The sequence below is a fragment of the Streptomyces camponoticapitis genome, assembly GCF_014646115.1.
Taxonomy (GTDB): domain Bacteria; phylum Actinomycetota; class Actinomycetes; order Streptomycetales; family Streptomycetaceae; genus Streptomyces; species Streptomyces camponoticapitis.
The window spans coordinates 1-975 of sequence record NZ_BMMV01000071.1; the positions used below are offsets into that span (position 1 = coordinate 1).

The 975-nt window shown below is 65.2% G+C and carries 1 protein-coding gene; it reads left to right on the plus strand.

What is annotated here, in order from left to right; translation table 11 throughout:
• Positions 1-18 precede the first annotated feature (18 nt).
• Positions 19-975: condensation domain-containing protein (locus IEY79_RS37090; protein WP_229701466.1), on the plus strand; the 957-nt coding region annotated here is incomplete at its 3' end.

The window sequence follows — 975 nt, forward strand, 5'->3', positions numbered from 1 at the left end:
GGGGGTGGGTTGTACAACGTGCCGTTTGTGGTGCGGGTGGGTGGTGGGTGTGATGTGGGGGTTTTGGGTTTGGCGGTTCAGGGGTTGGTGGACCGGCATGAGGTGTTGCGGTCGGGGGTGAGGACGGTGGAGGGGCGTCCGGTGTCGGTGGTGGCGGAGGTGGGGACGGCTGTGTCGTGGTCGGTTGTTGTGGCGGGGGGTGTGGATGAGGCTTTGGGTGTGGTGCGTGGGGCGGTGCGGGTGCCGTTTGTGCTGGGGGTGCCGCCGTTGGTGCGGGCGGGGTTTGTTGGTGTGGGTGGTGGTGAGGGGTTTTTCTGGTTGGTGGTGCACCATGCGGTGTGTGACGGGTGGTCGTTGCGGGTTCTTCTTGATGAGTTGGGTGAGTTGTATGAGGCGGGTGTTGCGGGGCGTGATGTGGTTCTGCCTGAGGTTGCTCTGACGTTCGGTGATTTCGCGGTGTGGTCGCGGGAGCGGGTTGCCGGGGGTGGGGTGGATGCTGGGCTTGGGTGGTGGCGGGGGTATTTGGAGGGTGTTTCTGGTGTGTTGAGTCTGCCGGGGGACCGGTCCCGGCCGGCGGTGCAGTCGTATGCGGGTGATGTGTTGGCTTTTGAGGTTCCGGATGTGGTGGCGTCGGGTGTTCGCCGGGTGGCGCGGGAGTGCCGGTCGACGGTTTTTCATGTGTTGATGGCGGCTTTTGATGTGGTGGTGAGTCGTTGGTCGGGTGTGGAGGATGTGTTGGTGGGGGTTCCTGGTGCGGGGCGTTCGGCTGCTCCGGGTCTGGACCGGGTGGTGGGGTTCTTCACCAATACGCTGCCGGTGCGGGTGGATGTGTCGGGTGATCCGTCGTTTGCTGAGCTGGTGCTGAGGGTGCGGCGTAGTGCGGTGGCGGCGCAGGGGCATGAGGATGTGCCGTTCGGGCGGATTGTGGACGCGGTGGTTCCTGAGCGGGATTCCGCGTGGTCGCCCCTGGTGCAG